General features: G+C 45.7%; 3 protein-coding genes. 1 reads left to right on the top strand and 2 read right to left on the bottom strand.

The genetic code is table 11. From position 1 onward, the window contains the following. The first annotated feature begins 132 nt into the window (after nt 1-132). Nucleotides 133-450, top strand: coding sequence for a hypothetical protein (locus tag BM305_RS19300; RefSeq protein WP_177214811.1), 318 nt, complete (start codon nt 133-135; stop codon nt 448-450). A gap of 32 nt (nt 451-482) precedes the next feature. Here the strand turns inward: BM305_RS19300 and BM305_RS19295 are convergent, their stop codons facing one another. Both BM305_RS19295 and BM305_RS18625 read right to left on the bottom strand, forming a co-directional pair. Beyond that, nucleotides 483-650 (bottom strand): hypothetical protein, encoded by a 168-nt coding sequence (locus BM305_RS19295; protein ID WP_177214810.1) that lies wholly within the window; start codon nt 648-650, stop codon nt 483-485. 68 nt (nt 651-718) lie between these two features. Then, nucleotides 719-2,518 carry a GmrSD restriction endonuclease domain-containing protein gene (locus BM305_RS18625; RefSeq protein ID WP_092564489.1) on the bottom strand — a complete coding sequence of 600 codons (1,800 nt, stop codon included), beginning with the start codon at nt 2,516-2,518 and terminating at the stop codon, nt 719-721. Nucleotides 2,519-2,655 lie beyond the last annotated feature (137 nt).

Here is a 2,655-nt window from a genome sequence, read left to right as displayed (position 1 = left end):
CTACGTTGGTTACTGACTAAGAGGCTTCCCTACCTTTACCTCTACAGGACTTTCACCTGTTAGCATTTGCCAGCTTGGCTGGACGCACACATCAAGACAACTGTCTCAACGTGGCACGATACCTCGATTATGATGTCAGGTTATCAGGGTAATCGCTGCCTGTTCGTGGAAACTTATCAAGGCAATTTTTCGTTTGCGGAAACTTATCCAAGACCGCATTTTTACACTTGGTATGTAGTTCAATTGCCTTTGCTGGCCGACTATCACATTTTCAAAAAAGTGCCTTTTTACCTATTATATCAGGCTCGTCAATCCACAAATCCTTACACTTTTGACACTCCCGAAATCCTTGATAGGGAACATGTCCACTCCCACCGTCTCGACACCCGAATTTCGCCGTCTCAACTTGCCGCAACTATTGCAAAAAATGCAACAGTTGACGCTAAGTAATCGTACATATCCATCAAGATAGAGCCTCTATATCAAGCCGAGTCTATCAAGACCACGTTTTTGATACAAGGATTTGTGTAGTGAAAATAGCGAGAAAGCCCTGTAAACAAGGCATTTCCATCGTTTCGATAGTTTCTACGGCTCGTTCCGCACCTGAAATATGGTGTTCTGGAACGGGCCATTCTTACTGTTTGCACCATCTTTGCAGGGCCTCCTCTCAATCAGAATAGGTAAAATTAAAAAGTGGGGCAAAATTAAAAGGTGTAAATCAATCCAGTGCTTCGTAGTATTTCTTCACGAACTGAGCCATCAGGAATCTACGCTTCTCAAGGAACTCCGGGAAGCCCCAGATGTCCATGTCCATAAATTCTTCAGGGACACAGTTCTCAGCCAGATTGCGCTTCAGGTCATCCTCGGTAGTAATGCCACCGTAGGACAGGTCGCCTCCGGCAATCTGCTTCTTCATCAATTCCATATATACGCAAGGTGCATCGTCCTTGATTTTAATATTGATTTCAGACTGCGTGTACACATAGTTGGCAATCTGGTTATAATCTTTCCGGTTATTGACGCCGTTCTTCTGCAGATACTTCTTCGGGAAGATGTGATGAATGTCGCCACGCTGTTCGATAAGGGACTTCACGTCAATCTGCTCGGACAGGAAGCCTCTGGAGCCAGCCTTGACCTGTGCCATAAGGAACACAAGGAAGTACGGGCTGCTTGCAACAGAGGTGTCCAGTCTGGTAACCAGCACGCTGTTCCAGAAGGCATCCGAAAGTTCACCGGCCTCTGTATTCTTGATGAACTGCACCGGGTCTTGCTCGGTGAAACGCTTGATATCATAATCAATGGCAGATTCCGCAGAGCCTGAATACCGGCCTGTCAGCATAGAAAGAACAAGCCATTTTCTAACCAGCTTTTCAATAACTCCGGCATCCAGCTTTTGGTCTTTCAGTGTCAGATACAGAATGTAGCCGAAATTCAGCACGTTCTGAGAACGCACCAGCGAAGCATCAATGATGCCTGCTGATTTAACAATCATAATGTACCGCTGGAAATTGGTCTGATTTACAAATGCCTCAACACCCTGACGCAAGGTAGCAAAGGAGCTTTCAGCGATAGTCTCCAAGTTCTCTCTGGTTTCAAAATCACGACCGGACAACAGGCTGACCAAATCAGAAATCTTACCACGCTTGAATTTATGTGTGAACGACACACGCAGCACATCGGTATAGGAAGGCACATAAATATCTTCTGTTTCCTTCACAATCCACTTGATTTTCTGCATGGCATCGGTCTTGGCAAAATCGGTATCATTCTCTGCAATCATCTCATAGTCAGCAGGCCGCTGCATGAAATGGCAGAAGTAATCTATCATCTTCCGTATCTCGTTGCCGCCGTATTTGTCATCCGCAGAGATTTTTGACATAGCGAAATCCGCCTGCGAAAGCACAACGCCCTGCGAATTGATACGGATAAAGATATCAGTAACCTCGTCGATGGAGAGGCCTTGATTCAAGTCTGTAACACCAAGGTTGATGTCCAGCACCTTTTTGAGCTTTCCGATAATCTTGGAGATTGCGCTCTCCTGACCGGGCAGGTTATTGTCCTTGCAATACTGGATGATGAACTGGAACTCCTCGAAGGTAGGCTCAAACACCTTTGAAATGTCAGAAATCCACTTGCAGTCCTTCTCGATGGCTGGATTCAGCACTTCGAATGCCTCCGTCTGCGGATTGAATGCAATGCGGATAGGCTTGCGCTTGTAATTAGCGTCCGTGACCAGCATGCCTGCGATGGCAGCCTGCAACGCTGTTACACGCTGCTGACCGTCAATGAGGATTTTCTTGCCGATAGAGATGGTGCCATCTTTCAGGCGCACATCGGGATTCTTCCAAACGATGATGTACCCAATCGGGAAACCTTTATAGAGGGAGTCTAACAGGTCACGCACTTTGGTGGAATCCCACACGAAAGGTCGCTGGATTTCAGGGATTGCGATTTCGCCCGACTTAATCCAGCTGATGATATTCTGTACAGATGTGCTGTAAACATCAAATTGTGCCATGTTGCTGCCCTCCTTTAGTTCGCTCCGAGTGCTTTGATAACAGTGAATAGGTTATAATAAATTATACAAATCATATTCGGTCATGATATAATGAGAAAAATGGAGGATAACTATCATGGCAGGAAAAGTAAAAAATT

The sequence above is a fragment of the Anaeromicropila populeti genome, from assembly GCF_900112775.1.
Lineage (GTDB): Bacteria > Bacillota > Clostridia > Lachnospirales > Lachnospiraceae > Anaeromicropila_A > Anaeromicropila_A populeti.
Note: the sequence above shows the minus strand (reverse complement) of the source record. Positions and strands in the feature narration are given on the sequence as shown.

Excerpts from the sequence above, each read along its gene's own strand:
- BM305_RS19300 (WP_177214811.1), top strand. The coding sequence starts at position 133 with ATGTCAGGTTATCAGGGTAATCGCTGCCTGTTCGTGGAAACTTATCAA.
- BM305_RS19295 (WP_177214810.1), bottom strand. The coding sequence starts at position 650 with ATGGTGCAAACAGTAAGAATGGCCCGTTCCAGAACACCATATTTCAGG.
- BM305_RS18625 (WP_092564489.1), bottom strand. The coding sequence starts at position 2,518 with ATGGCACAATTTGATGTTTACAGCACATCTGTACAGAATATCATCAGC.